The organism is Mesorhizobium sp. LNHC229A00 (assembly GCF_000502415.1).
Lineage (GTDB): Bacteria > Pseudomonadota > Alphaproteobacteria > Rhizobiales > Rhizobiaceae > Mesorhizobium.
In genome coordinates this window covers 56,711-81,028 of the sequence record NZ_AYWQ01000007.1, presented here as the reverse complement: position 1 = coordinate 81,028, position 24,318 = coordinate 56,711, and the positions used below count along the sequence as shown (strand labels likewise).

Sequence of the window (24,318 nt, the reverse complement as noted above, 5' to 3'; positions counted from 1 at the left end):
GATTGAAAATCACAAGGTCCGGCAATTCGCCGCCTATGGAACCGTCAGAGGGACAATGGCATGCTGAAGAGCAGCTTCGACAAGTATTTCCTCCACTTCAGGGGGTACATGGCGGCTGTGGCTGCTGCAATCTTGCTGGGCATGACCCTGTCAGCGGGAGCACAGGAAAATTCCGCGGCGAACGAGCTTTTCAACTACCCGGACACTCTGCTGAACGGAATCGTCAGCGCCCAGTTTTCCAAGCCGATAGAAGAATGCCGGAAACTCTGCGAGGCGCGTTCGGGATGTCAGGGGTTTGACCATTCTCAAAAGGACGAGTGCCGCCTGTTCGCGAGCGTGGGCGCCGGACGCGTGAACGTGGGTTCGACCGCTGCGACGCGCAGCCTGCTTTCGAATTACACCGACCCGACAAATCCTCCGCTTGCAGCCAGGCTGGCGAAGCTCAAGGAAACCGACACTGACGGCCATGAACTCTTCGCCCTAAGCGAGGAGGCTTTCAAGCGCGGAGACCGGAGCGTCGGGCCGCAGGCGATCAATCTCGCAATGCAGAGAGGCAACCAGGACGCGAAGCTCGAAATGGCGAAATGGTATGATCCAAGGACCTTCGCGCCGGACCGCGTCGACGCGATCGACTCCAATAAGGCGGCGCGTTCGTATTTCGAACTCGCGCTAGAGGGCAATGCGCAAGCCAACAACCTGCTGAGCTCGCTTTGCCTCGACGCTAGCGACACGGGTTCGAACCACGCCAACGCATACGAGAATTTCCTTCGCACCACCTACTGCGAAGGGTCGATCAGTCCTTGACCCAACCGCTCTTACATATCGGGTTCATGGGTTGGGCCAAGGGAAGCGGAATGCAGCGGAGGCGGCATTGGTTGCGCGTGGTCGGAACAGCGTCGGCGGCGTTTCTGCTGACATTTTCGCTTGCGATGCCTGGAATTGCTACGCAGGCATTGGCGCAGGCGTCCGGAGGCGAACTTCTCGACTATCCAGAGACCGCATTGAGGGGAACCCCCAGTGCCGAGTTCCGGCGACCTTTGGACGACTGCCGGAAAATCTGCCTGGAGCGTTCGGGCTGCGCCGGGTTCGATCACTCCTCTTCAACCAACCTCTGCCGTTTGTTTCCAGCGGTCGCCTCAGCACAACCTGACCCGCTCTCGACCGGCGGCACGCGCCAGCGGATTCCAGGCTATCACGATCCCGCCAATGCCGAGTCCTGGTACTATGCGTCCTTCAGCGGGGTTGACCTTTGGGGCGGCGATCTCGTGTCGAAAGGCATCGATGCGCCCAACGCCGAAAGCTGCTCGGCTCTGTGTGACAGCCGAACCTCCTGCCGGGCGTTCACCTACAATCAGGAGGTGAATCGATGCTTTTTAAAATCGGGCTTCGATTTCGTGCAATCCTACCCTTTGGGACGGTCCGGCCTCTATTTCAAGGCTAAACCATCGGCCCCTCCTCCGACCTTGACTGCCGACTGGGAGCTTTTCACCCTGAGCGGCTTCATTGGAAACGGCATGGAATCGCCTGCGATCTCCTATCAGGAATGCATGGGGCAATGTCACTCGGATGGTGGATGCGGTGGGTTTACGTGGGTGACCGCGAGACCCAACCGATGTTTCCTGGTCCAAGGAACCAACCTGTACCCGGTGCGGCGAAAAGGCATGACGTCGGCGCGAAAAAACAGCCGGACGGTCACTCCCGACTTTGTACATCCCGTCGCTCCGAGGGACTAAAACATGCCGCCGCGGATCGCATTTCTCACCGCTGTTGCCTGCGCCTTCTTTGGCCTTTCCTCACCGCTGAAGGCTGACCCCCCAGTGCCGAGAGCCCGCATCCCAAACGTCGACCTGCATCGCATAATCGAAGACGCTAGGCTGCGTCAGATGATCGGGCAGATGGTGTTGGTTGGCTTTGTCGGCAGCGAGCCCGATGCCGAGGGATACGCGAGAGTCGTCAGGCAAGCGCAGGAAGGAAAGATCACGGGCGTCATTTATCTGGGGCGCAATATCGACGGCCTGAAGCAAGTGCGGCAACTGAACGAGGGCCTGCAGCGTTTCGCGGCAACCCCGCTGCTCATCGCTGTCGACCAGGAGGGCGGCCGTATCCAGAGGTTCACTGGAGCCATGGGGTTCAACGAGACGCCGAGCGAGGCGACTGTGGCTAAGTCCATGAGTCCAGACGAGGCCGGCGTGGTTTACCAGAACCTCGCTTCCGCTCTCTCGGATCTGGGATTCAACCTCAACTTGGCTCCCGTCGTCGATGTCAACGTCAACCCGGCAAATCCCATCATTGGCAAGCTTGGCAGGAGCTTTTCCGCCGATCCGCAGACGGTCGAGGCATACGCGAAGGCTTTCGTCGAAGCGCATCGAGCGAAGGGAGTGCTAACGGTCTTGAAACACTTCCCTGGGCACGGTTCCAGCACCAAGGACAGCCACAAGGGCATGGCCGACGTTTCCAAGACATGGAGCGATAAGGAACTTCTCCCCTACAAGAACCTGATCGCGTCGGGAGATGTCGACATGGTCATGTCCGCCCATGTGATAAATAACAAGCTTTCCTTTTCGGCCCAAATCCCCTCCTCGCTTTCCCGCGCGACGTTAACCGGGCTGCTGCGCGACAAGATGCACTTCAAGGGCGTGGTTATCAGCGACGACATGCAGATGCAGGCCATTACCGACACCATCAGCTTCGAGGACTCGGTGCGCCGAGCCGTTTTGGCAGGGAACGACATCCTGATATTCGCCAACGACAAACATCCAGACCCCCTGGTCCCGGAAAAGGTTGCCGCCCTCCTGTCTGAGGAAGCGCGCAAGGACCCGGAAATGCTTGAGCGGATACAGAAATCCTACGAGAACATCATCCGCCTGAAAAGGAAGCTCGCACCGGCCGTTTCCGCGGACACGACCATTGTACAGGAACGGTAGCGCGAGGCTGAGCAGGCGAGGAGGAAACATGCTGGCAGGTGGTCTTCGTCGCGGGATGGCGGGACTTCTTTTGGGACTTGCGGGCGCGCTTGCTGCTGTCGTGCCGCCAACGGGGATTCTGCCAGCGAACGCGCAGTCGACAGGAGAGTTCTTCGATTATCCACAAACCCTCCTGAATGGAACCGTCAGCGCGACGGTCAGCGTGCCGCTGAAGTCGTGCAGAAACCTCTGCTTCGCGCGTTCGGGATGCATCGGCTTCGACTACTCGTCGTCCGACGGTGTCTGTCGGCTGTTCGCGAACGTGGCTGGCGCGGGTGAGAGCCCGCCACACATCGCCGGAACACGCAGTCTCGTCATGGGCTACCGTCCGCCAGCCAATCCGCCAGTCGCAGCTCAACCGACATCGCAGCCGAGCCAAGGTGCGTCGGAAGCGGAAGCGACGAAGCAGAAAAGCGCCACATCGCAAAAGACTGGCAAGCCTGCGGCGATCGTCCGAGCGAAACCAAGACGTAAAAAACAACGAGAGGCGACAAGTCAGCGGCCGGCAGCAAAGTCAAAAGCGGCCTCACCAGATCCGACCTCCTCGGCGTCGACGGCACGTCCGTCTAAGTTCCGCATCTGCAACAACCATTTTGGGACCTTCTCGGTTCTCGCATCCCGGAAATGTCCGCTGAGCGGTCCCGGAAGCTTTTGAGGCTCTCTTCGGAAAACGGCGGAGAAAGGCAACCAATGTCACAGATGAACAATCCGCAGGTGCTCCAAGTGTCCGAGCCACCATCGGACGTGCATCCTGCCTGCCCGCGGAGGTTCGCTGATCGCATTTGTCGTCGGCAATTAAGCGGCAGAACCGTTGGACTACTGATAGGGTTTGTGGTCGCAGTTGCGGCTGCTATTGTTCCGCCGGCCGGAGGTCGGCCCGCAAACGCGCAATCGGCCCAGGAGCTCTTCCGCTACCCGCAGACCTTCCTGAACGGGGCGGTCAGCGCCACGGTCAGCGTGCCGCTTGAGGCCTGCAGCAAGCTTTGTTCCGCGCGCTCGGGGTGCGCGGGCTTTGATCATTCGTCGGATGGCGGCGTCTGCAGGTTGTTCTCGAGCGTAGCAGGCGCGCAGGAAAGCCAAGGACACACGGCCGGCACTCGCAGTCTGGTCACTGGCTATCATCCGCCAGTCAATCCACCTGCCTCTCCACAGGCTGCAGAACCGCCGCCGGAGCCTGGCGAGTTGGAAGAGGAGGCGGTGGCCGTCACGCCACCATCCGGATCTTTCAGGCGTTTCCTCAACAGGGATCTGAAGAGTGAGGCCGCAGAGACCCGTCAAGCTGACAACGTGGAACAGTGTGAATCCATGTGCCGAGCTTCGGAGAGCTGGTGCAGGGCTTTCACTTACGACGCGTGGAACCGAAAGTGCTTTCTCAAGAAGCGACAAGGTCAACTCTTGATGAACGCCCGCGCTACTAGCGGCGTTATCTCGGGAGATGACATGCCGCCGGCGTCGAGTGCGGCTCCCTATTTCGAGTATTTCAACGGCAAGGCTTTTTCAGGCAACGGGTTCCGGGTGCTGAGCGCCCGCTCTCGCAACGAGTGCGAACGGGGCTGCTCGGCACTGGACCAATGCATCGCCTTCGGATTCACCCAATCTCAGCAGCGCTGCGTCCTTTTCGACCAACCGGGCGAATATTCAAGCAGTCGGGGAACTGACAGCGGAGCAATACGCCAAGACTAATCAGAATGCGAGCTACGGATCCATAGCCAAGTCGGCGAACGGCAGCTCCCGGAATCGAGATCCGGCGATCGAATGACTGAGATGAGGCCTCCGCCGCACACAAAAGGCACCCGGCCTCTTGAACCAACCTCGGTGAAATTCCTCGTAACCTTTTGGAGATAAAAACTATATTATCCGCCGGGGCCTGCAACCCGAGCCGCAGCCGTGCAGTCTTTCCCACATGGGGGTTACCGCGGCATGGCTTGATCGAGAAAGGGCAGTAGGTCAACCGGCTTGGATGTCTGTACGGCGGTATAGCGTCCGAGCACGTAACGGACCGACAACCTGTCAAGAACCAAGCCGGGTGTCTGCAGATACGGCGCCAGTTGAACAGCTGGCCGCCGATCAGGTTCAACGTCTAGGGCATGGCGTGTTATCACTGATCTTCCGCCACATGTGGGATTTGCGGTCGTAGTAGCAGTCTGTTTCGGGACCGGTATCGCCGCTTGGTACTGCGTCTAGCGCCCGCGTTGAAAAGGCGGCTGTCTGAGCCTGCGCTCGGGCGTAGACCTTGGCCTCTGGATTATTCGGGTGCACAAGATGCAAGGTTACGATTGGGTGACGGTGGTCGCCACAGGTCGCCAGCCCATGGTTCTCAAAGCGGGAAATCAGTTTCTCATCGATTTCGGTCCAGTGTTGGCAGTCACCGACCTCTGAGAACAGCAAGCGAGTACTGTCGGTTGCGTGACGTTTGACAATACCGGTCAAGACATATTGTGGGCCTTTATCAAGCTCTTCAAACATCGACTTAGCGGAAAACTTAGCCTGCGCAACCATAGACACCATCCCCGATGTTGCCGAAAAGAGATCAATCGCCAGATTCGATTGCCTGACCCACAATAAACATAGGTTATGCGTCTGCAGTCAGCTTGAACCCCGACCGACTTCACTTGATACTCGCGGCAGTCAAGTGTCAACTAGGAGGGGACGATGACCAAGGGTATTCCGGATTCCAACTTCTCGTTTTCTGCAGTAGCGCCAACTGTGGCACTATTCGGTCTATTATTGGCCTCTGGATGTGCGGTGGTCGACACGGTCAGCTCGCGGGCGAACACTTTCAACCAGCAGGCCTCTGAGGCCAAGAGCAACAGCATACTGACCAATGTTGTGCGGGCTGCTTACGCTGAACCCTTGCAGTTTACTGAGCTGCAGTCGACGCAGGGTACCGCCCAGGTAAATGGTTCAATCACGACCGGTGTGCCGTTTCCGTTTCGGGGCGGGACAGGCACTCTTCCACTTCAAACCATCACGGGCTCATTCCTGGCTGGAACATCCGCGGCGAACACGTTTGCTGTCGCAAATCTGAGCAGCCAGGAATTCTATCAAGGCATTCAAAAACCAATTCCGCAGCAACTCATACTGGCATATCTCAGCGAGGGCTACGATGCGCGGATATTGCTCAACATCTTCACCTCGGGCATCGAAATCACGCAGAACGGCAAGACCACTTTGGTTGCTAATGACCCCAACTCCAGCGACGATTGGCAGGAGTACTATTCCGTCATCAACATTCTGGCGAAATACAAGCTGGAGGGCGAGAAAGTCAGCGACACGACGCCCGTCGGCATCGACACCTCCCGATCGGTCGCGGGCAGCGCCCAAGTGCAAGCTGCACAGATTGCGCAGCCGGCAGGCGCACCTGGATACGAGGCAGACGGAAGCCGTGTTCGGCTGGTCAAACATGACGCCGGCTATCGGTTCTGCTTCCGCAAACATGCACCCGAAATTCCATTGCGAGGCCTTGGAATAACGGTCAAGCTGAGCCCGGGTGACTATTGCGGAGCTTCCTCGAAGGAAATAGCCACGAAAAAATCAGGAGACAAGGTTCGGCTACGAACCAGATCGCTGGAGGGAGCCATTCTGTATCTGGGCGCCCTCGTCAGGAATGAGTGGGGGATCGGGAACGCATATGACATCCCCCATACCAGCGGACCTTCCTACACGGTCTTCAAGCTGGGAAAAGGTTATAGCGTCGGCAATCTGCTCAACGTTTGGTACAAAGGGCAGGCCTATGGCATTGCCCGCGACCCCGCAGGCAACATAGACGGTTCAAGTCGGGTGCTCCAACTGCTGACAGATATCCAAAATCTGCAGAGTTCGTCGAAAGACCTTCCGACCCAGAATGTTTACACCCTGATTGGAGGGTAGAGCTGGTCGACGGGTCACGGAAAGCCAAGGGGCCTTGGCTTCGCTGTCAGCGAGGGAGCGAACGTGGTCTGCGCTTGGCGCACACAGAGAGGCGATGATCACTCAGTCGCGTTTGATAGGGTCGCCTCCCCAACTACCGGCATCGCTTCGAAATCGCACCTGTGTGTATTGCGGGCGCCCACTCTCTCCCGACAACAGAACGCGCATCGCGGCTGATTTTTGGAGACACGGACCTATGCGCTGCAGCGGTTTGGATAATGCAATCTCGACGGCCGTCTTGGCCGGCGCAGGCAGAGCCGCGGAAGAGAAGTCGGGGGATCGACCATCAGCACAACCCAGACCGCTCGGCGCGATCAGCTCGAAACAGGCTGGTCAGTCCATCGCCAAGGCATCGGCGCTCGGGTACGCCCCCCGCGGCACGATCGTTTGTGCGGCTGCGGCTCAGAGCCCTGCGCCTTCATTTGACTATTATCATCCCCTTCATCGTCGGATGAAAATCACAGTGGTAGTGAATAGGGTCGGCTGGCGCCTTAATGGTCGTCGAATACTTTTGTTTTGGTTTTAGAGAGTCTGTCCCCTCGAACTTTCCGGTAGAATCCGCGTCCGGCGTCACCGTGTGCTCAAAGGTCGTTTCGTTTGACCACTCCACGGTGTCTCCTGCGGTGATTGTCACCTCTTTGGGGTCAAAACCCATTGAGCCGTCGGCACTCTTTACGACTTTGATTTGAGTAACTTTTCCGTCGGCAAAAGCTCGTTTTTCGCCAAATGCAGCGGCACTCAATGCCAAAGCACCAATTTGCAAAGCCAAGCGGCGATCGATTTTAGCTGACATGGTAGCGCTTCCTTTCTGGATGTTGATCGTTAGGGGACCACCTCGAATGGCGCCATGAGGCCCGCGTCCTCATGTTTAAGGATATGGCAGTGATAAACGAATTTACCGATTTGTTCCTGGGCGTCGAAATTCATGACGACAAATACACTTCCGTTTGCAGGAATAGGCAGGGTATCATGCCAAGTAATTGCGCCCTGTCTGTCTTCGTTGCGAATGGAAACCAATTGTGCGTTGACCGGGGCAACATAGGTCTCGGGGTCAATCCCGTTGGCAGTCAAATCGGCGTTGATTGCCAGCCGGAACTTCATCTGATGAATATGGAAGTTGTGCAGTTCGGTTGTTGGATTCTTGAGTTCCCAAAGTTGTCCGTGACCGTTGGACAGCTGCACACAGGCATGTTTGGGTCGCCCGTCCGCGCCGCTCCAGTCAACCTCTCCGGCAGAATCTAAATAGGCGTCGAAGCCAACCGGACCAATTCGCGCTGTCTTGTCTGCTGCGAACTGCTGAAGCGGGTAGGTTCCCGCAGGCTGGGGCGGATGCATAAGATCAGTCTGCACGCGCCAGGTGCCCGGGGTTAGACCTCCCGCAAACATCACACGCCGGTGCTCACGCATGCTCCGGTCGATATCGCGGACGCATCCTGTTGGAAATGCCGGAGCCGGCGCGGTCTCTAAAGTCACAAATAGGTGGCGATTGTCCGGGTCGGCGTAAGGCAAGTTCCGGTCGACCGCAACGCGTTCTCCGACGATCTTCGGAGAGGCTTCCAGGATCACTTTGGCCAGCTGGATCTCGGGCCAATTGTCACCGTCGCTCTGTGGATCTGATCCGGTGCTGACTGGACCCGTCCTCAGGAAATAGGTTCGTGAGCCGGCCGATTGGGCATCGTTGCGAACGTAAATCTCTGCGCGAGCGGCCGGCATAAGGGTGAGGGTCGACAACTGGACCGCTTTGTTTTCCGAAACCGGTGCGTTTCGCAACAAAGGTTTCCCCGGAACCACGCCGTCCACGCTCAGCAAATCGAACGGCAATAGACTTCCATCTGCCGCTGAGACGATCCGAAGGTCGTAGGTTACGTCGGCGCTCAGATTCGCGATGCGCCATAGGCCATTATGGCCTGCACCAATATTAATTGTTGGATACCGCTGCCCGTTTACAGTGAACAGCCAAATATCGTTTGCATCCTTCGGGCTCCGACAAAAACCTTTGCGATCAGTCGTCGCAGGGAGGGGTTGATCGCTCCGCGATGGAGCGCAGTGATTATGGTCTTCGGTGCGAACCCATTGTGCCGGGGCGTCGTCTGAGGCATCGCTTGGATCCACCGAAGTGTTCAGCCGGATGTCCCGGAGCATCAGGTACGAAGTATCCGTCACCGCTCGAAGGTCACTGGTTAGTTTGCCCTCCCGTATCGGGTCTGCGTCACGCGCCACCACGTTGGCGTCGCTTGGGCCAATCGACATGACGCCCGACATTCCCCCCGCGACCTGCATCGCCGAGAGGCCATGGATATGAGAATGATACCAATAAAGTCCGCCGGGGTGCGGTATGGTGCCGGCAGTGCCGTCAAGAATACTCGCGGGCAGAGCAGTTGGTATCTTAATACTGTAGTCGAGCCACTCGCCTCGTCTCAATGAGACGAACACGTTGTCGCCATTTCCATGCGTGGGGTCGGCGGCATTGTTGGGGGACACTATCAGCCCGTGCGTGTGAAGATTGGTAGCTTGCTCCATCTGCATGTCATGCATCATCCCACCAGCCTGGGATGCCGCTTCAAGAGCGTCCAGGAGGCGAACTCTTAAAGTATCGCCAGCATTGAGCTCCAGGATCGGCGGGAGATAGGTCCCGTTGTAGTTCTCGGTTTCCACTCTATACCCGCCGACCTGAACCGGCGATGTCGTCGCCGTTAAGGCCACAGTCAAGTCGGAATGAACGCTGCCCGGTTCCGAGGGTGCTATCCGGCAGAATGGCAAATTGAGTTGGGATCCCCGGGTGGTGATCGCCGAGCAAATTTGCGGCTGCATCAGCGGACCGGCTTCCGCCCCATCAGCTGTCTTCGCGGCGGTGATAAGGCCGGCCGTCCCGACGAAAGCGGTAAATGCGTAGGCCGTCAAAAAACGGATACCAACCGGGCGCGCCATCTTACCTCACGAACAAGGACATTGGGCCGCAACTGGACAAATGTTTCGGTAAGCCTCGGCGTCCTAGCGGCGCACACTTTTGGGCGCCCACCAAGGGAATGGCCAAGGAAGGGGCATACCTTCGCCAGCGATTGCCTCTTTACTCGGCGCAGCGGCACCGCCGATTTTATCCTCAACCGAGTTTGTGGAGCTGTGAACGCGAACGCCAACCACCCAAGCCGGAACAGGAAACGCCTTCGTGACACCAATCCGCGTGAATACTTGGAGGGCGAGCCCGGTCGGCGGACTGGCAACAAAGTCGAGATCGAGAATACCGTCTGTCGGGGGGACGATGTACATCCAAGGGGCAAGGTCAGGATGCGACCATCCACTTGTCGGCACCCACCCCCTGGCAGATACGGAGATGGCCGGTGGGTTGTCGGGGATTACCATGAGGCCTTCAACGTGCACCTCATCGACAGAATAGACACGCGACATAGCTTCTTCTCCATCTGCTCGTGGTCATTCGCACATTTGCCGATGCTTGGGCTTCGAGAATGCCGTATCGCTTATGAAGGGCATCTGGATCCCTCGTCGAACGATCAGCGAGTGGTCACAACCCAGGATTTTGCGGACACTCGCCAGCGCAGCTTCGTTCACGTCGATATACGCGACGATGTACCACTCACCGTTCTCCTCCTTTGCCATGCCCATGGGGTCTGCCCGCCATTTGAGGGCCCCGTGATGAGGCATGAAGTATGTTTCCTGGACACCGCCGACGGCACTCAAACCCTCGTCAAGTGCGTATTCCATCACCGCGCAGCACAGCTGCGTTAGCGTGCCGCGCAGGCCTGTAGAGCGTTTGTCGGGGACAACGAAAGTCCGAGTCCATTCGGCCCAGTCCGGTCGCCGGGGGACGCCGAACTTCTCGCACATATGAGGAAAAACCTCCGAGACCATGTGCGGCTCGCTCGTTGGGATCAATCGAGCCGATGTCACCACGCGACCGTCTTCGAGACCAAGCAGATAGGTCGCTGCGTCGGTATCAAATTGGTCTCGTTCACGTCCGTCAGGGCTGGGAGGGCGCCAGCACTTCTGATGCACGAAAAAATCGTGCCGCCGGCGTAAAAACTCGTCGAACTCGTTCTCGTAGAGATGCTTGTTTTGGGCGTTTACGACGTGAGCCGCTATCATGGCGCCCTCCCTTGATCGATCTTGCGGAGATAGTTGCAGTCCCTCTAAGATACGTCACCTGTCCGATCGGACAGTTGACGGCGCGCCGGATAACATTTGACGTCACCGACCTCCTCAAAACTCCCCTTCCAGGGCGACCAACACGTCAATTGTTAGCCTTAGCGCCGGCGCCCGCACCGACGCTCTCGGAGAATCGAAAGCGATAAGGTTCTGCCTGCTCAGATGGCCGAATTCCAACTCGGGCATGCCCTGGCAGATCCTAAAAAGCGTGTGGACATCTACGCTACTGCGTATTCCCACACACCTTGCTCGCGTCGGGCTTCCACTGCGCCGCCGTGAGCAGGGTTCCCTGTTGACACAAATCGATACCGCCACTGGCAGTGCCCGTTACCGTGCCGTATGTGTTGGCCGTTGGTTTTGGTGTTGCACGTGTGATGTTGTAGAGTTTGTCGCCGTCCTTCATCACAATGCATCCGTTTTCAACGCCCGATTCCGCACATCCTGTGACGGTCACTTGCTGCGCTGCGGCGGCGAATGCGATACCCATTGACACTGCGGTACACGAAGTGAAGAGGCCCCGTTTCATCTCGCCCTCCTGATACGATTGTCATTTATTCTAGCAGCGCTTGCCGCAGGCGGGCAATTCGGCCCATCGCCCGTTAGATACTTGCAGCCCAGCTAATATGAGTCACCTGTCCGATCGGACAGTTGACTCAATCTGCGCCCTTGGCCCTTGGTGGCCAAGCGCCCTGACAACTGCGAGGACAAAATTGGGACCTGAGCCAGCATCCTAGCCGGCGTGTCGATGCCATCGTCGTGGCACCAGAAGCTCAGCTTAGAATGTCGACGGCAAGAATCTCGATTGCCGAATTGATTGGGGCGGATTTATCAGTCGACAAAACAATTCCAACAATGGCAGCTTTCGGCGGATTCGGAGATTCCCAAGCTGGCAATGAGAGAAACACCTCTTTTTTTTCGCCCACGCTCAGGGGTTTGAAGAATGCCGACCCAGCTGCGTCCGGCAAAACCGCATCCGTTGCAATAGGAGCATTGTCAAGCGTCTTGTCGGTCAGTTGCACCTGGAGCAGCAATTGCTCTTCTGGATCGACCCTAAGTGGCCGCAGGCTCACCTTTATCGTGATTACTCCCGACGTCAGGACTTTTGCCCCGACCTCTCTTAGCGGAATTACAACGGCGCGGCGGGCGCTTGCGATGTTCGGTCCCAAGAGATCAACGCCATCCACAGTAGTCTCAGAAACCACCTGACCCTTAAGCGGGCAAGCCAGGTCTGAACGAACGCCCGCGACCAAGGCTGCAGATGATATCAGCACCATCATTCCCAAGGCGCGACAACTAACCCAAGGATGCAAGACATCTGGGCATTTCGACCGCAGTAGCATGACCTTCATACGCCCCAGGATTCGGGCTGAAATCAGGCCGACAGGATCGTAACGCCCTTAAAGGGGATACGAGTGTCCGCGGGAACGCCCTCGGCGACAGGAACAGCCATTAACTGGACTTTGAACCCGTTCCCCGCCAGACGACCTTGCGACGCGACACTCCGCAAGGCGTCAGTCAAGTCGATGTAGACATTCCTTGGGCCGCCGTGATGCCCATGCGGTCCCCCGGGCCCAAAGAAGCTAAACACTCCCGCACAGAGTTTGTCGTCGGAAGGCGTCTCGGGCGTGAGATAAGGGCAATTCACGAATACGCCAACTGCAATATCGGTGTTTTGAGGAGTCTCAACGCCCTCTAAACGCGCAACGATGCGGCTCGGCTCGATTGCCTTTAAAGATGTTTCCGGCGCAAGAAACACGCGTACTTCTGAAAGGGCTTGCACCAAATCGGTCACCTTCACATCGACTGCCCTTTCGATGTTTGGTAGCGCAGGGCCTGGCGAGGCACCTGATCCTATGGAGGCAGGGGTGGTCAAATTTAGCTTCGCCATCATCGAGTTGCCGCCAGCGTCGAATTTTTGCAGATCGAGCTTCTCGGAAATTTGTCCGATGACCGTCGGCTCGATTGTATCGTAGATGTAGTCGAACGATCCTAGCGATAGCGCGCCTGTCGATGTTTTACTGCCGACAGGCTTGCCATCCGCGTCATAGAAGCTGTCGGGATATGTGTTCTTAGGATCGTCAGATGTGTTTCCGTTAGCCTGCCACTCGGCCCAAATGCGATCGATATTGCAATGGTGGAGCCAAAATATGGGGTCAAGCGAAGACATCCCGCTGCCCATATGGCCCCTCGCCCCGTGCAGAGATCCCACGGCGACATGGGCGTTGCCGTGCGGTTGCCCCTCGAGCAGGCCTGTGAATATTTCGAAATCGGGTTGGCCGCGAATACTGTCCAGAGTCGTTTTCAGAAACGAGTTGGCGAATTGCGGGATCGACGTCATGGTTTGAGCTCGGGCGATTCCCCGCGCACCGATAGTCGTAACCCTACCCGGCCCCCAATTGTCAGACTGCTCGTTCGATTGGTCGTTCCATTGGACCACATTGAGTTTCGGAAGGTCGAAGAAGGGATCTGGAACTTTGCTCTTGCTCTCCTCCCAGTCCCAGTAGGCCAAGGCAAAATCAGGCTTGCCGATCAGCTTTGAACAAATCTGCTCAAAGTACGAAACATACCATCGATGCCAGTGCGTGAAGTCGGAAACGCCATGCGTGCAGTGGCGTATGTGGATCAGCGCCTGATTTCGCCAGTTGCGTTGGTCGCTCACCGGCAGCTGATGCATAGCCTCGACAGCTTGCGCATAATCGGAAAAAAATGGGTCGGTCGGGGCCATGGTGGATGCATTTCGGCGGACGCGCGCCGCTGCTGACCAAGCTGGTCGATAACGGAGAATTGCCGGCGCCGCCAAACCAACTGTCGTGACCGCTAGAAAACTGCGACGAGTGAGCATCGTGTGACCCCCTATGATTTGATTGCAATGGATCTCATGAATTCGTGCCGATCAGCCTTCACTGTTGGACCGCTATGAACGATGCTACATAACCGGCAGGTGCTCCGTTGTGCGGTTTGGCCCTTATGACGCTCCCGACCAATGCAGGCACCTGTCCGACGCCTTGCGGCCACGAGTGCGCCAAATATCCGAAGTAGTCGTACTCCCAGTCCTGAGTGCCGGTACCAGGCCGCCCTATTCCTACGATTTGAACCGTCAAGGGAGCGCCGGATGCAGCTGGTTGGACGCTTCCATGGAGATCCAAGCCACCGCCATTCCAGTCGATCGTTCCCTTGAGTGTGTTGTCGGCAGAAACATCAAACGTAAAAGTAGCTTCCGCAAAGAACAGACCGAGAGCGGTCTGGTCGTTGTCCGTTACGAGATTCTTGTTGTTATGGAAGCTTCGGTACGTCCACTTGCCCGTGATTTCCTGAGGCGTATTCGGCGCTGCAGCTAGCGTGCCAATTCCAATACCCACGCTCATGCAAATCGCCAACATCAAGCGCCAAAATGCAATGCGGGGTGAACTGCCGCGCCAGGCACTAGGGTCGACAAGGTAAGCGGCGATCATTGCGTGTCCCCCGGCTGGTCTCACGATTATTTGCAGCTGACCGGGACTGCGTCACCTGTCCGATGGGACAGTTGACGCAAATTAGGGATGGATCATGCGCCTGCGCACTGCCTCAACGATAGCTTGGGTGGTCGTTGCGACGCCGAAAGCTTCGCGTGCACGTGTCGCGTGCCACTTAACGGTGCGCTCCGCCAGACCCAGAATTTGCGATGTTTCGGATGATGTCTTACCAGCAGCGGCCCACAAGAGCACTTCCTTCTCGCGCTCGGTGAGCAGCCCTTCCTCGACCTCATCGCCGTGCGACAATGCCTGGATCGCCATACCCGCGTAGACCGCCATTGTGACCAGTTGCACCTCCTCGCGCGGAGAGAGAGTGCAGACCTTTGCTGAGGACGCAAACGACAGGACTGATTGCCAGTGGTGCACGCTTAGCATGGGCACCGCAAAACCACTCGATATGCCAAACTCAGTGGCCTCACCTGCAACACGTCGTGAGCCTTTCGTGTCGGACCACTTTGCCGGCACGTCGGCCCACAGAAATGGCTTCAGTGTCTTTGCCGAATAGATGCAAACTCCATCAACTGCCGCATGTTCAGCTTCTACGTAGCGTTTGAACCAGCCTTCGGGCCACCCATTGAGTTCGACCATCGGCGCGAGCTTCTGTCCGCCAAGCGGAACACCACTGAGAATGAGGTGCTCGAATCCGAGATTTCGCACTGTTTGGAGCACGTCATCCAGGAGGGGGCCAGGTGCCGTGTGCGCTCTGCAACGCTCGACGAATTCGAATACATCCGAATCGATCATCACTCCCACCGCGTTATCCACGCAGCCAACTAATTTAGTTGACGCGAACATACTATCATTCACGCGCGTTTTCCTCGCAACACTTTAATCGTTTAATAGTAGAGGCGTTGATCGTTTCTCATAAGTGCTCGGCGATCTGGTCGGCGGCACTTTTGGCCGAGTCTTGCGGTAGTATGAGCGAGCGACAACTTTTTCGGGCCTTCGGAAGGCGTTGGGTCATTTTGGACTTCCGAGCAGATGCTTGTTATGCGCGACTTGAACGATGGCGCATCTACATCGGCGTAAGCGGAATAACTGCTTCGCGCCACATGTCAGTGTTGTCTCGCACGTCGCAGGCCAACAAAAGCATTCGTCGATCAATCCGCTTGCCCGTCCCCGGCCAGGGATCAGCTGGAAGATGTTCACGTCCTTCAAGCAGGGCAAAGCTAATCCTTGTCAGCCCGTCACTAGTGCTCCCAAGACATCCTCGGCGAGGAGGCGTCAGCACCTGACAGCTGCTCTTGGGGTACTAAGTCAGTTCGCGACCGGGGCCGCGCAAAAAGAAAGCCCGCCGACCAAGGTCGACGGGCTACCTTTCCCTCAAACTGCCGTGCGTCCCTTCCTGGATGCTCCGCCTGAACCAGGAACCCCACGCATATGCCTCATAGCTGATATCCGGCTAAAGGGGCTGTAGCCCGGGTGCAACAACGACCTAAATTCAGCAAGGCGCGCTCGTCCAATAGCAGCTTCCGCCGCTGACGATGGACGGGGCAAGTAGCCGGAATAGCCCCACAGTATACCGGAAGAGCTATTAGCGTCGTCACCGCGATGCCGCGCGTCGGGGCCGATTTCACGCGCGAGCCTCTCTATCATGTCTGCACGCGCGTTTTACATCACCGGTCCGGGCGCAGGCGTCTCACGATCTCTGCCTTCGAGAGGCCGCGGGCACCGTAAAGCTGCCATTCCGCAAAAGACAAAAACGTGATGACGAATTGCTCGTGAGTCGACTTTGGCGAACCAGCTCGCAAGCCATTGTTTTATAACGATTATGTTAGTCCCGGAGGGTCATCGTTTTCTACAAAAAAATCAATACGTTAGCGGATGGTTCGCCAAGCCATATTCTTCGTATTCTCTCGTATGGTCTGGCGAACCTAAGGACGATGAACGCGACTAATTACAGGCTTCGAGATATCGCGTAGCCGCAGATAGAAATCCCTTGTAGTGAATGACCGAAAAGGGGCCGCGAGCCGACAGTCTGATTTCGAGATGACCTGGCCAGACAACAGACAGTGGCATCCGGCCTATCTCGTCACCAGAAGCGTTCTTCCCCTACAGTTAGATTGCAGTGCGGCTGGCGCGGAAGCAATCCGAGACACTGTCTGCTGACTGAGCTGTTTGAGCCAGTGCTTGGTGTGCCAAGATTCACCTTCCGTGCCGGTCGCGTAGGAGCAACCTCGCAGCTTCCCCCCTCCTCGATGCATGAGTGTCGCTGGCCGCCGCTTCCACCTGCAACTCCAGCTCATGCGCCTCGGCGACGCCAACGCCGATCAGATTGCCCAGCGCGCGGTCGATCCGGCCTCGCGCGGAATGCGCGGGGATCAGCAGGTCCGGTTGTTCGGCGAACGCGGCGTCGAACCAGCGCACGACGCGACCGCCGATGCCAGCGGTGATCCACAGGCCTGCCGCGCGGGTGCGATCAAACCAGGCCTCCACGGCATCGAGGACAAAGTCGAGGTGTCGCGCCCGCGGCGCAACGAGGAGCAGCTCCATAGTGCAAAGCGCCACGAACACCGTCGGACCGCCCCTCAGTAGGGGGCGCATTGTGGCTAGTAGCGGGTCGACACGGTCGAAGAGCAATGGCGGAAGATAGCTGTGCGTCCCGTTGAACGGATCGTAGGTATTGAGGAGCATCTTCGCGATGATGCTGCCACTTTCCATGTCGATCCGCGAGCTGGCCGGATCGTCGGCATATTCCCACCGCTTGAGCGCAATCACCCGCTCCACCAGCTTGGCGCGCAGATCGGCAGGCCGAGAGGCGGGGCGTTGGGGATCATTGAAATAGAGCGCGTCGGCCGCATGCATGACCGCCTGCGCAACGTCGCCGAAGGGCTCGTCTGGCAAATCGGTCACAAGCTTCAGATCGGTATCGAACGACGCGGGCGTGCCGTCGAGTAGTCGCTCAGCGAACAGCGCATAATAGTGCAGGTCCCAGTCGTGGGGGTCGCGGTCGATCTCGATATCAACCGACAGCCCCAATCCGTTCATTCGCGCGGTCCAGTCGGCATAGGCCGCAACCACCTCCTGCCGCCAGCCGATCGATCCCTTAGGCGCGGCCTGGATCATCGCCAGCCACTGCGCCGCAGCCGCGCTGTCGACGTGGACGATCTCGATCGCCTCGTCTTCGTCGAACTCTATAGGTGTGACTGGTCCGGGAACGCGGATGCGCGAGCCGCGGCGCAGATGTGGACGCTCCTTGGGCCATGTCGGCCATGCAGGTTCGGCGCCGCCATCCAGCCACGCGATCTCGGCCGAGACCGCTGCATCGATTGCCGCGGCCCGCTCTGCTTCGAAACGCGCGTGCTCGGCGTCGCCCTCCTCCTGATGGCGCTTCCAGCGCCAAGTCATGCTTGCGAAGGCTACGCGCATCGCCGCTTTGAAAAGCCTGGGGTCGATCTCGAGAATCCGCGCAAGGCCGGCGGAAAAGGCCGGCGCAGCGCGGCGGTCCTTGCGGGTCGCGAGCCGGATCAGCGCATCTCGGTCCGCATTGCACCCCTTGCGCTCCCAGAGATGCATTAGCGCAAGCGTCGCGATCGCCGGGCGGTTGAAACGCAGCGTATCCTGCGAACCACCTCCGCGATCGGACTGCTCTTCCAACGCGATCGAGATGACCTGACGAACCCATCTGTCGTGCGTTACGAGCAACTCGTCATCCCCATCGCGTGCTACCAGCAATGCAGTCGTGATCAGTCTCGTCGATCGCGATTTGAGAGCATCGGTGTCACTGTCGTCGGGGAGATCACCCTCTGCGTATTCGACCGCATCGCGTGCCGTTGAAGCGGTGGCGTGTTCTCCTTCTCCATCCATAGCCAGACTGATGCGCGCCTCGAGTTCGCTCGATCGGACAAACTCACCCCGCATCTTCTCCATCGCTGCAAGATGAGCGGCCTCGTCCGCCGGCGACTGATAGGCCAACTTCCCGCCCTCGATGTCTGTCCAGTTCGACCGCTGGAGCATGTTGTTGGCAACGCGTGCGATGAACCGCGCATCTCCCCAGTTCGAATAAGGCTCATAGGGCTCCAGGTTCTCGACCGCGGCGCTCATCTGCTCACGCAGACGGTTCGCAATGGCATTGTCGCCCATATAATTCGGGACGATGTCAAACAAGGACGCACCCCGTGACGGGCGGGCTTTCAAGTCGGCGAGTTTGACCTTTCCATCCGGCTCTTTCCCGATAGGGAAATCGATTCCCGAACCGATATGATCATGGGTCTGACGCGCACGGTCGGCAGCCAGCAGTTCCGGGGCCGCGATAAAAGAAGCGAGAACATCCCGGCCTACACCGAAATGCGACAGCAGCACGTCGATTGCGACCAGCAGATAGGCTGCACAGCTGCCCTCGGGTCCAAGGATGTCGGTGAGCACTTCATCGACGGGGACACCGTCGTCGAGGCGCTGCTGGCTCCACGCCTCGAGGGCCTTCAGTCCGGAGGCCGCCGAATATTCGTGGCTCTGATCGCGAGACCACAAGTAGCTCGAAGTCCACGGAAAGAAGCGCGGGCCATGGCCGAGATCGACGGTGTAGCCGTCGTCTTCCGATACAAGCCCGTTAGTGTTGAACGCAATCGCTTCCGCGACCAGCGCCCGAATCAGTCTCAACCCTTCGGTCGCGCCGGACTCCAACAGATCGAGGAATGGCGGCTGCGCTGGCGAGGCCGGCAGATAGTCGCTGTCGGCGAAGGTGAAAGCTCGCCCCATCGAGCGGTCACGGCGGGCACGCTGATCCCGCTTCTCAATGAGGCTCGACAGCACGAGGTCCGCAAGCTCGGCCGGCGCAACCGGCGCGATCATCTTGGAAAATGGCCGGATCGCCTTGACCTTGTAGCTGTCCTTCTCGGCGCCGAGCTCCCTTAAATAAGCCTTCAGTTGATCGGGCGCGAATTCGCCAAGCAAGACCGCAATCTGGCGCAACGACTCTATCGTGCTACGCCACGCGTCGCTCGCCGCCCGGCCGAGGCTTCGCTCTCCGGGGATCGTCACCTCGGCGTCGCGAACATCGAGCTGACGCAGCCAGCCGAACAGCATGGTGGTCGTCTGCTCGGCGAAAGGTCGAAGGTGCTTGAGGAAATAAACCTGTATTTGGACTAGCTCGACTACCGCGCCGATCGCCGACATCGGAATCTCGGCAGCGTGCGCCACCACCCAGCGCAGGACCAGAACTGCCGACCCGGTAATATTTGTACGATACGAGCGCGGCAGATTGACCTTGGAGCCGTCCGGCATCGTCATCAAGTCGGCCGTCGCCACGGTCTCGACCGCCGCGATCGTCGTGCACAATTCGATAAGGAGAGCCGCGTCTTCCGCCAATAGACCGGCGCCGTACTTTTCGAGCAGTTGGAAGCCGGCCTCCGACCGCGGCAAGGCGAGGATCGCTTGGCGCCGCCATGATCCATGCGCCCCTTGCGGAGACAGATGCGTGAGCAGATCGGTCCAGGCGCTGTAATTCGTCGCTTTCTCGAGCTCGAGGCGGCCGGCGACCTCAATGCCGCGCGCAACGCGCGGCGATACCGGCACACTCAGATCGAGCTCAGTCAGACGGCTCCGATCCTCTGCGATGTAGTTCCCGATAGCCCAGTCGCGCAGCACGTCGTGATAGAAATCGAGCCGGTCGCGACGCACTTCCTTGAGCGTGAGCGTCCCGAGCAGATGCGACCGAGCAAACGAATCCTCGGTCAGATCAATGCCGTCTTCTCCCTTCAAGGCACTGGCCGCGAGTGCGGCCAGCAGCCGCTGCGCTGCGCGCACCTCGCGCGCAGGCGTGCCGTCCGCTCTCTTCCACCATACGTCAGCCATTGCCGCTTCAGTGCGAACCTCAGTCGCACTCGGCACCGTCAGCAGCCGGGATAGCCGATAGAGATTTCGAGCAAGACCGGCGGCGGGATGCTCGGGGTCGAGCAGCAACCGGAGATCCGGCGCCTGATCGACCAGTATCGCGACTTCATCTTCCGACAGGGGCCCGACGCTTATCCGGTGCGCGCCACCCAGGACGGTAACTATCCCTTCATCGAGCCAGGGTTCGAGATCGCCATGTCCGACCGTGCGCATGGTAGCGATTACCGTGAAGCCAGGGATCCCGCTCGCCGCTCGCATGAGCTCGATGATCGTGCGCTGGCGTCCGCGATCGTCAAACATGTCGATGCCGTCGATGAAGAGCATCGGGCCGCCGCTCGCGGCCAGATCGGTCAGGAACTCGACCGCCGAACCCGGGATGCCAAGCGAGTGGGAAAACGGCAGCCAACCGCCTGCCGGCGTGGAGTCGCGATCGAGCACAATGATCGGCGCCTGCCGCGCCACGCGTTCGGCGACATGCCGAAGAACCCAGGATTTGCCGACACCGGAATCGCCACGGATTTCAATGAACCTATGCGCTTCGGATGCGTCGTCCACCGCAGCGACAGCTTCCAATCGTGGCAAGGTCACACCCGCCACGGTCGTCCCGATATGGGCAAGCGTATTCTGCGCGAGCTCGGCAAGCCTGGCGCGTGCCGGCCCATAATCGCGGTCCCCGGCGAGCCGGAACCCTGCCTCGACGAGTTCGGCCCTGAGGCCATCTCGATCAATTGTACCGCCAGTGGTTCCGGTCTTGATCGACAAGTCGATCAGCCGGCTCCATAGCGCCTCGGCACGGGAGACATCCTCGTCTGCCAGCGCAACGCGCGCGAGCGCCAGACCATAGGTCCGGGCAATCGGCGCCGTCGCTTCGAAATCGAACTCGAGGATGAGCATTCGCCGCAAAAGCGACCAGATCGCTTGGTTATCGTCAGCGATGCCGCCGGCGATCAAATGCTTGCGCGTGGTCGCGACGAAGTCGCGCATGTCCTTACTCGCGACGCCCTTGGCTTCGATCCGGTCGAAGAACGCGGTCGCGCTGTCCGCCGTTCGCGCCCATCTGAGAACATCCTGATAGGCGCCGGAAATCTTGCGACTGGTGCGCTGAGTCGCGATGCTGAGAAGATGCCGGTCTTCCGGGACAGAGCCTACCACGCTCCGCGCGATTTGCGACGCGACATCCTGATAGACACTATCGCCAGGCGAGAAGGTGATATCCCGCTTCGACTGGATTTCGAGGATGAAGTCGCCCGCCCATCCCGCGCCCGAAACTATCAGGTCATCGAGCTTGAACCCCTGCTCCGTGCCCTGGAACCGAACGCTGACGACTCGGGCGTCGGGCAAGCCCGGTGCCCGATTACCTGTCAGCAGCGCTAGCAGATAAACCGCGCCGAGCTCACCCTCGATATAGGCACCGGCCGGCCCCCGCGATGCCGGGCTCGAACCGCGCGCAATTTCGGGGCTGGGCTCCGTTTCCACCATCGATATGATTTGCAAGGAGTCGCCCTTCCAATCAAGTGAGCACAGTACTTTGTTCTAGTGGGGCTCATCCTTTCCCTCGGCGGTCTTGTCCTGGTTGCCTTTGTCTTTGGCGAGAGCGGTGTCTTGCGAGGCAAGTTCCGGCCGCGGATAATGAATCCCCTTGCTGGCAATCTCCTGCAATTGCGGCACTGCCCAGGCTCCGCACTGCTCAAAGTGCCGCGCAATTGCTGCTTTCGAGTCCGGAGCGAGCCCCCAGGTCAATGGGGGCACATGGCTTTCGAAGGTTGGCTCCTGCACCCACCGGCTTGCCTCCTGTTTCAGCCGCCGCTGCGCTTCGGCCTTTCCTTCAAGCTGGACATCGGCTTCCGGGTCGCCGTGTTGGCGGCGCTGCGCCATATGCGTGAGGAACGCAAATTCCTGCACCTGATTGTCAAAGGCTGGCAATTCCTCAAGCGGGCCGAGCCCGAAGTGAAAATAGGTGTGTTCGACGATCTTGTCGCCAGCCGCGAAGGTTCCCCAGGTCCGAGACTGGGTATCGCCCAGGCGGAGGTGATCGATGTGATCGGACAATCGCTTCGACAGACCGAGCCCTGCAAGGGATCTAGTGCTCATCAGGGTCAAGAAGGGCGACAGGATGTCGGGCGATTCGGAAATGGTGGTGTCAAGACCCAGATCAAGTTCAGGCGGAGCATCACACTTGCCCGCAAGGGTGGGATCGGAGGTGATCTGAATAAGGACATATCTGACGAAGCGTTTCGTCGCCAGCAGCTCAGAGCAAGAACGGGCATAGAGGTTCTCGCTCTTCCCTCGTTCCTTGATCCTGTCGCATTGAATGTCATCGAGTTGCTCGACCAGGCGCAGTAGAGACGATGCGCCATAATTATCGACATACCCGCCGTCGACCAGGGTGTCGAAATAGCGCTCCTCCACCTTGCCGGGATAAGAGGCGACTATACTCGGATCGATGCGAAAGGATGTGCCCGACGCGTCAGTGCCCCAGGGAAGCGTGAACCTGCCGCCCGGCGAAATCCCGGGGAAACGGGCTGAGTTGACGACGGCCGTGCTGACGCGCGTGGTCGGCAGGCCCACGCCGAGGACTTCAATGTCGGGGAGCGTCAGAGTCAGTTCTCCGGCGTCGCGGAGATTGGATGTATATGCGACAAGGCCGCGACTTGTCAGCGTCGCGTTCATAATCAGCGCCGGCCAGGGCCGCTGCGGCCAGAGCGCGCTGAGCGATGACTCGAACAAGGCTGATCCATAGGCATCCGCCCAGGCTCGTTCGAACGCACGCTCAAGGGCTATGCCACGATCATCGAAAAATCGCGCAGCCGGCCAGAAGATCCTGAGCAGATCCCCGCTGAGCGCCGAAGCAACGACCGGTCCGAGAAACTCGCCGTCAAGCATGGCGCGCGCGCAAGGCGAAAGCCCTCCGGCCTGCGAAGGCCGGCAACCCGGCCGACGCTGTCTTTCGGCAAGCTCGCCAACATAAATTGCGGATCCAAGCGAGCCGCCGGACACCAATGAGATGGCAAAGAGCCTGTTCGAAAAGTCTGGCACTTGGCGGTCCAGTTCCGAAAGAACGGTCGCCGTCCATTCCGCGGCACGTATGCCGCCGCCGGCGCTTTCCACCAGAAACATGGTCGCTTGGCCGTCCTTGTCCTGGTTGCTCGAGCCAACAATCAAAGGACGTCTCCACCTCCATCATCCCTGCCGGAGCTGCCGCCTCCGGACAGGCCACGGCGGCGGAGTGGAAAACAACTTTGGATCGGGGATCTCACGGATCGGCGCCGCTTGGTAAAAGATGAAGCCGGCCAAGGTAGACAGGATCACGCTACGAAAGACGTATCTTCTTGCCGGCATCTGCGCAAAGCAGCCAAGGATTGCGACAATCAAGGCCCCGATCGCAAAACATGAGGCGACCGGGCCGATGATGCCGCCTAACGTAGAAGCAAAAACCGCAAATATAAGAAACAGCAACGAAGCCAGCGACAATATCCTGAAGCGCCAGGTCTGCAGGACCGCTGCCGTCTTGACCAGGCCTCGCACGCTGTAGATCCAAAGCCACGGAATCAGGGCGAAGGCCAAGGCGACAACGCAGATCAGGGCCTGTTGATCACTTCCTGCTAGGCCGACAGCCACGGCGAACGCCACCATGAACATGCTCGCGGCCGCGATAGCAAATTGCTGTTGCCACCGCCTGGTCGCCAGCGAAATCATGAAGAGGAAGCCAACCACTGAAAGAATGAGGGCTCCGCACAGGATCGAAAGTGAACCCTGCACGGTCGCTGAGCTAGAGAGCAGCGCCTCCTGCCCGCCATCTGTGAACAAGGCGAAGCCGATCAGGCCGAGAATGAAGACGATTGATGCCATGATCCCCTCACCTCATGGACAGCCGTCCAGGCTCGAAGAGCGGCGGAACGGGCACGCAAGGCCCATCATGCGCTATCTGTTCGCGGAGCGCT

Annotated in this window: 18 protein-coding genes; 6 read left to right on the top strand and 12 right to left on the bottom strand. The window is 58.8% G+C overall.

Features of this window, described 5'->3' with window-relative positions; genetic code table 11:
• Positions 1-60: 60 nt before the first annotated feature.
• Genes X742_RS153140 through X742_RS153155 form a run of 5 tightly spaced genes read left to right on the top strand, consistent with a single transcriptional unit; the run spans position 61 to position 4,646 of the window.
• Positions 61-804 (top strand): PAN domain-containing protein, encoded by a 744-nt coding sequence (locus X742_RS153140; protein ID WP_023772743.1) that lies wholly within the window; start codon positions 61-63, stop codon positions 802-804.
• Positions 801-1,733: a PAN domain-containing protein gene (locus tag X742_RS153145; RefSeq protein ID WP_023772742.1), complete on the top strand. Its 933-nt coding sequence runs from the start codon at positions 801-803 to the stop codon at positions 1,731-1,733. Before X742_RS153140 ends, X742_RS153145 begins: the two co-directional genes overlap by 4 nt.
• Before the next feature lie 3 nt (positions 1,734-1,736).
• Positions 1,737-2,924 carry a glycoside hydrolase family 3 protein gene (locus X742_RS153150; RefSeq protein WP_051407645.1) on the top strand — a complete coding sequence of 396 codons (1,188 nt, stop codon included), beginning with the start codon at positions 1,737-1,739 and terminating at the stop codon, positions 2,922-2,924.
• 28 nt (positions 2,925-2,952) lie between these two features.
• Positions 2,953-3,618, top strand: coding sequence for a PAN domain-containing protein (locus X742_RS1000000175720; protein WP_245275559.1), 666 nt, complete (start codon positions 2,953-2,955; stop codon positions 3,616-3,618).
• A 35-nt stretch (positions 3,619-3,653) separates the two neighbouring features.
• The gene (locus tag X742_RS153155; RefSeq protein ID WP_031248009.1) at positions 3,654-4,646 is read left to right on the top strand and encodes a PAN domain-containing protein; all 993 of its coding nucleotides are present in this window, start codon (positions 3,654-3,656) and stop codon (positions 4,644-4,646) included.
• A 390-nt stretch (positions 4,647-5,036) separates the two neighbouring features.
• Here X742_RS153155 and X742_RS153160 read toward each other — a convergent pair whose 3' ends face one another.
• Positions 5,037-5,462 carry a hypothetical protein gene (locus X742_RS153160; protein WP_023772739.1) on the bottom strand — a complete coding sequence of 142 codons (426 nt, stop codon included), beginning with the start codon at positions 5,460-5,462 and terminating at the stop codon, positions 5,037-5,039.
• A 153-nt stretch (positions 5,463-5,615) separates the two neighbouring features.
• On the opposite strand from X742_RS153160, the gene X742_RS153165 reads away from it, so the two are divergent.
• On the top strand, positions 5,616-6,833 hold the full coding sequence (locus X742_RS153165) for a hypothetical protein (protein ID WP_023772738.1): 1,218 nt from the start codon (positions 5,616-5,618) through the stop codon (positions 6,831-6,833).
• A 457-nt stretch (positions 6,834-7,290) separates the two neighbouring features.
• Here X742_RS153165 and X742_RS153170 read toward each other — a convergent pair whose 3' ends face one another.
• The 11 genes from X742_RS153170 to X742_RS153215 all read right to left on the bottom strand — a co-directional run bounded on the left by X742_RS153170 (position 7,291) and on the right by X742_RS153215 (position 24,226).
• Positions 7,291-7,665 (bottom strand): plastocyanin/azurin family copper-binding protein, encoded by a 375-nt coding sequence (locus X742_RS153170; protein ID WP_023772737.1) that lies wholly within the window; start codon positions 7,663-7,665, stop codon positions 7,291-7,293.
• Positions 7,666-7,694: 29 nt separating this feature from the next.
• Positions 7,695-9,800, bottom strand: coding sequence for a multicopper oxidase domain-containing protein (locus X742_RS153175; RefSeq protein ID WP_023772736.1), 2,106 nt, complete (start codon positions 9,798-9,800; stop codon positions 7,695-7,697).
• A gap of 501 nt (positions 9,801-10,301) precedes the next feature.
• A complete protein-coding gene (locus tag X742_RS153180) occupies positions 10,302-10,973 on the bottom strand; it encodes an acyl-homoserine-lactone synthase (protein ID WP_023772735.1) in 672 nt (223 codons plus the stop codon).
• Between the two features lie 283 nt (positions 10,974-11,256).
• The gene (locus X742_RS13370; RefSeq protein ID WP_023772733.1) at positions 11,257-11,559 is read right to left on the bottom strand and encodes a hypothetical protein; all 303 of its coding nucleotides are present in this window, start codon (positions 11,557-11,559) and stop codon (positions 11,257-11,259) included.
• A 244-nt stretch (positions 11,560-11,803) separates the two neighbouring features.
• A complete protein-coding gene (locus tag X742_RS153185; protein WP_245275558.1) occupies positions 11,804-12,217 on the bottom strand; it encodes a hypothetical protein in 414 nt (137 codons plus the stop codon).
• A gap of 188 nt (positions 12,218-12,405) precedes the next feature.
• Positions 12,406-13,875 (bottom strand): tyrosinase family protein, encoded by a 1,470-nt coding sequence (locus X742_RS153190; protein ID WP_023772731.1) that lies wholly within the window; start codon positions 13,873-13,875, stop codon positions 12,406-12,408.
• A gap of 58 nt (positions 13,876-13,933) precedes the next feature.
• Positions 13,934-14,485 (bottom strand): hypothetical protein, encoded by a 552-nt coding sequence (locus tag X742_RS153195; RefSeq protein WP_031248006.1) that lies wholly within the window; start codon positions 14,483-14,485, stop codon positions 13,934-13,936.
• Between the two features lie 81 nt (positions 14,486-14,566).
• Positions 14,567-15,352 (bottom strand): LuxR family transcriptional regulator, encoded by a 786-nt coding sequence (locus tag X742_RS153200; RefSeq protein ID WP_245275557.1) that lies wholly within the window; start codon positions 15,350-15,352, stop codon positions 14,567-14,569.
• A 1,338-nt stretch (positions 15,353-16,690) separates the two neighbouring features.
• The gene (locus tag X742_RS153205; RefSeq protein ID WP_156939389.1) at positions 16,691-21,871 is read right to left on the bottom strand and encodes a hypothetical protein; all 5,181 of its coding nucleotides are present in this window, start codon (positions 21,869-21,871) and stop codon (positions 16,691-16,693) included.
• A gap of 39 nt (positions 21,872-21,910) precedes the next feature.
• Positions 21,911-23,539 carry a hypothetical protein gene (locus tag X742_RS153210; protein ID WP_023772727.1) on the bottom strand — a complete coding sequence of 543 codons (1,629 nt, stop codon included), beginning with the start codon at positions 23,537-23,539 and terminating at the stop codon, positions 21,911-21,913.
• Positions 23,540-23,557: 18 nt separating this feature from the next.
• Positions 23,558-24,226: a hypothetical protein gene (locus tag X742_RS153215; RefSeq protein ID WP_023772726.1), complete on the bottom strand. Its 669-nt coding sequence runs from the start codon at positions 24,224-24,226 to the stop codon at positions 23,558-23,560.
• Positions 24,227-24,318: the final 92 nt, after the last annotated feature.